The sequence below is a fragment of the Campylobacter sp. P091 genome (genome assembly GCF_002138935.1).
In the GTDB taxonomy this organism is placed as follows: domain Bacteria; phylum Campylobacterota; class Campylobacteria; order Campylobacterales; family Campylobacteraceae; genus Campylobacter; species Campylobacter devanensis.
In genome coordinates, this window is the sequence record NZ_MJKZ01000013.1 from 1 (window position 1) to 4,097 (window position 4,097).

Consider the following 4,097-nt stretch of genomic DNA (forward strand, 5'->3'; position numbering starts at 1 on the left):
AAGCTCTCTATCTGTGATTTGTGAGTTTGCGTGAGCATTCATCGCTGCGATGTTAGTATTTATTCTAAAGCTCATAACTTTTCCTTTGTGTTAAGATTTCCCTATAAAACTTAAATCCATTTAGGGTGTGTTTTTATTATATCGAACCAAATATTAAAAAGTTTATATATAGGGGGGGGATTTTGATAAATTTGAAGAAAATATTGCAAATTTTTTAATAAATTTGAGTAATTTATAAAATTTAGATTAGATATTGTAGATTTATGATTTGGGTATTTTATAATTTTTAGAGTGGAATTTAGATTGAATTGGGTGAGATATTAAATATTATGGGGGTGTAATTTATTTGAGGGGATGGAGTAAAAATATATTAAAAAAGCAACTTTGAATTTAATTTATGCTAAAATTTGAAAATTTAACCATTTTAAGGATATTTATGCAAGTTTCAAAATATAACGCAAGCGGTAATGATTTTGTTATTTTCCAGGCCATTAATAATGCTAAATTTGCTGCAAGTAACCGCTCGGAACTAGCTGTGCGTCTTTGCGATAGATTTAGTGGAGTTGGCGCAGATGGAATGATTATTATCAAACAATCAAATAATCAGTGTGATTTTGCGTGGGAGTTTTACAATAGCGATGGAAGCATAGCAGCAATGTGTGGCAACGGTAGTAGGGCCGCTGCACTTTATGCATATAAAAACCAAATTTGCGATGCTGTTTGTACCTTTGAAACTGGTGCTGGAATTATTGGTGCTACCATTGCAAAAGACCATGTCGAAGTCGCTCTAAGCGAGCCAAAAAAGTTAAGCGAACCATTTACTCAAATGGGATTAGAATGGAACTTTTATAATACTGGAGTGCCGCATTTAGTAAGCTTTGTGGATGATTTGGATAAATTTGATCTAGAAATTTGCAAAACTATGCGCCAACAATATAACGCAAATGTAAATTATGCCAAATTTGATGGCCAAAGACTATTAGTGCGTACCTTTGAGCGTGGTGTTGAAAATGAGACAAATGCCTGTGGCACCGGAATGGCAGCTTCGTTTTTTACTGGATTTGAGCGATTTGGACTAAATGATAAAATAGAAGTTATGCCAAGAAGCGGTGAGATTTTAAATCTTAGATTTGATGGAGAGACTATCCATTTTGGTGGAAAAGTAAGCCATATTTTTGATACGGCAATATATTAGAAATTTAGATAAATTTAAGTAAAATTAGCCAAAATGCAAAGGATGAAATTGAAAAATATAAGAGTAGCTCACTCACCAGATGCTGATGATATCTTTATGTATAGCGCTATAAATTTAGGCTGGGTTGGTAGTGAGATTTTGCAGTTTAGCTCTAAAGCTGATGATATAGAGACGCTTAATCAAGCAGCTTTGCGTGGCGAATTTGATGCTACGGCCATTAGTTTTGCTCTTTATCCATTTATAGTTAAAGATTATGCTTTACTACGAACAGCAGTAAGCTTTGGCAATGGATACGGCCCAAAGCTAATTAAGAAAAAACATACAACTCTAAAGCCAAATTTCAAAGTCGCACTAAGCGGACAATACACCACAAATGCTCTACTTTTTAAAATCGCATATCCAAAGGCTAGGATAGTTTATAAGAATTTCTTAGATATCGAAAATGCTGTACTAAGCGGTGAAGTTGATGCTGGCGTGCTAATTCATGAGAGTATTCTTAGCTTTAGTGATGAACTATGCGTAGAGCGTGAAATTTGGGATATTTGGTGTGAACTTAGAGGCGATGATAGTCTGCCATTACCACTTGGTGGTATGGCCCTTAGGCGCAGTCTGCCGCTAAGTGATGCTATAGAGTGCGAATCTGTACTGACAAAGGCCGTACAAATCGCACACGATAATAAAAAAATATTAAGCTCTATGTTACTAGAGCGTAAGCTAGTGCGTGTAGATGATACAAGTTTGCAAAAGTATCTAGGGCTTTATGCAAATGCTGAATCTATCAGTATGAGCGATCTTCAGCTGCGTGCAGTAGATAGGCTTTTTGAAATCGGATATGAGAGTGGGGTTTATTCAAATTTAATCAAATCTCAGCCAAATCTCATACCAACTGAGTATCTAAATAGTAGGAATAGCTAATGCAAGGCGATCTAATCGGTCTAGGCGTTGAGACCTTTAAACTAGCACTAATGATTAGTCTGCCTATGCTTATGGCTGGATTGGTAGCTGGTTTGCTAATTAGCATTTTTCAAGCTACTACACAGATTAACGAGATGACGCTAAGCTTTGTACCAAAGATAATTTTGGTTGTGGTGGTAATAATCTTTTTAATGCCGTGGATGATGGGGCAAATGATTGATTTTACTGAACGAATATTAAATATGATACCAACATTTATCCAATGAAAATTGATTTTAGTAAGTACAGCTCAGTACGCATTGGTGGGATTTTTGATGTAGAAGTGCTAGATAAAATGCGTGAGTTTGATGGAGTGATAATTGGCGGAGCAAATAATTTGCTAATCTCGCCAAATCCGCCTAAAATGGGGATTTTAGGAAGCGAATTTGACTATATCAAACTAGAAAATGGCGTACTAAAAATTGGCGCTAAAACTCCAAGCTCAAAAATATATAAATTTACTAAAGATAACAATATTGGCGGCTTTGAATTTGTTAAAAAAATTCCTGGAACCCTTGGTGGAATGATAAAGATGAATGCTGGAGTAAAAGAGTATGAGATTTCAAATTTGCTCTTAAATATCACAACATCTAAAGGAGTAACACTAGCTAATGAGTGTGGATTTAGCTACCGCCACTCAAATATTGATGGAGTGATATTTGAGGCTAGTTTTAAAATTATACGTGAATTTGATGAAGTTCTAAGCAATAAACTCAATCAAAAGCGCTCCAATCAGCCAAAAGGTGCGAGCTTTGGCTCATGCTTTACCAATCCTGCTGGCGATCATGCTGGGCGACTTTTAGAGGCTGCTGGAATGAAAGGCTATAGGGTCGGCGGATGCGGCTTTAGCGAAATTCATGCAAATTTTTTAATCAATTATGGCAGTGGAAGCTTTAATGATGCAATAGAGTTGATAAATTTAGCCAAAAACCGTGTAGCTGAGCTTTTTGGTATAGAGTTACGTTGCGAGGTTGTGATCTTATAGGATTAATGGTTTTTAGATATTTTAGTAGTATTATTTTTGTATTTTTAGTAGTTTTATCAATTACCCTAATTTATAAATCAATTTTAATTGATAATATAAAAAGCTTGATATATTGTATATAAACCCTCGCAATGGCTAAGCATTGCGAGTAAATTTAAGCTATTAAAGATTTAAATTTAAGCTACTGTAATAGTCTTAATATATTTTGTTGTACAGCATTTGCCTGACTCATAGCGTAGCTTCCACTTTGGGCTAGTATGTTAAATTTAGAGAAGTTTGCACTCTCACTAGCAAAGTCTACATCTCTTATTTGAGATTCAGCTGATTTTACATTTACTTGAGTAACTGTAATATTATTTATAGTAGCTACTAATTGATTTTGTACTGAACCTAGGTCAGCTCTTAGCTTATCTAGAGTTTTTCTAGCTGCTTCAGCTACATCAACCATAGCTTGAGCACCACCATAAGTATTTACGCCACCGGCTTGGTCTACTTCTTGATTGGCATTAGATACGTTACCATTAAAAAATCCCATTGCTTTAGCCATTGTAGCACTAATTGTACCAGAGTTCATATATTTAAGATTTACCGATGTTTGATTATATGCCTTGGAAGCGTTAGCCGCATTAGATATTGCAGCATTGCCACTAAATACATGAGAAGCGATTAATGACATATTTTGTAGGCCTATTTTGATATCTCTAGCGTCTTGGCGAATGAAAGTCAATTGACCTAAATATGTAATACCTTTTTCTGAAAAATTACCTTTCACGCCTCCAGCTATTGTAAATGTGGCGTCAGAATGTGTGTCTACATTGATAGCTCTACCATCTTTAGCAGCTAAAACTAATCTACCGTTATCTAGACTTGCCTCTACTCCGGTTTCATCTTTTTTAGCGTTAATTGCAGCGATTAGAGCATTGTCAGAATCATTAGCTTTTACAGTAATATTTCCGATTGTTA

General features: G+C 35.3%; 5 protein-coding genes. 4 read left to right on the forward strand and 1 reads right to left on the reverse strand.

The features are described 5' to 3' along the window. Positions 1 to 436: 436 nt before the first annotated feature. Genes dapF through CIGNP91_RS08485 form a run of 4 tightly spaced genes read left to right on the forward strand, consistent with a single transcriptional unit; the run spans position 437 to position 3,134 of the window. Complete coding sequence (gene dapF, locus CIGNP91_RS08470; RefSeq protein WP_086233002.1) at positions 437 to 1,195, forward strand: diaminopimelate epimerase; 759 nt, start codon at positions 437 to 439, stop codon at positions 1,193 to 1,195. Between the two features lie 42 nt (positions 1,196 to 1,237). Then, a complete protein-coding gene (locus CIGNP91_RS08475; RefSeq protein WP_086230038.1) occupies positions 1,238 to 2,110 on the forward strand; it encodes a menaquinone biosynthesis family protein in 873 nt (290 codons plus the stop codon). After that, positions 2,110 to 2,376, forward strand: coding sequence for a flagellar biosynthesis protein FliQ (gene fliQ, locus CIGNP91_RS08480; protein WP_086227385.1), 267 nt, complete (start codon positions 2,110 to 2,112; stop codon positions 2,374 to 2,376). Before CIGNP91_RS08475 ends, fliQ begins: the two co-directional genes overlap by 1 nt. Then, positions 2,373 to 3,134, forward strand: a complete 762-nt coding sequence (locus CIGNP91_RS08485) for a UDP-N-acetylmuramate dehydrogenase (RefSeq protein ID WP_086239299.1) — start codon at positions 2,373 to 2,375, stop codon at positions 3,132 to 3,134. Before fliQ ends, CIGNP91_RS08485 begins: the two co-directional genes overlap by 4 nt. 181 nt (positions 3,135 to 3,315) lie before the next feature. On the opposite strand, the gene CIGNP91_RS08490 is transcribed toward CIGNP91_RS08485, so the two are convergent. Next, positions 3,316 to 4,097, reverse strand: a 782-nt coding sequence (locus tag CIGNP91_RS08490; RefSeq protein WP_272889830.1) for a flagellin, incomplete at its 5' end; no start/stop codon positions are given.

Excerpts from the sequence above, each read along its gene's own strand:
- dapF (WP_086233002.1), top strand. The coding sequence starts at position 437 with ATGCAAGTTTCAAAATATAACGCAAGCGGTAATGATTTTGTTATTTTC.
- CIGNP91_RS08475 (WP_086230038.1), top strand. The coding sequence starts at position 1,238 with ATGAAATTGAAAAATATAAGAGTAGCTCACTCACCAGATGCTGATGAT.
- fliQ (WP_086227385.1), top strand. The coding sequence starts at position 2,110 with ATGCAAGGCGATCTAATCGGTCTAGGCGTTGAGACCTTTAAACTAGCA.
- CIGNP91_RS08485 (WP_086239299.1), top strand. The coding sequence starts at position 2,373 with ATGAAAATTGATTTTAGTAAGTACAGCTCAGTACGCATTGGTGGGATT.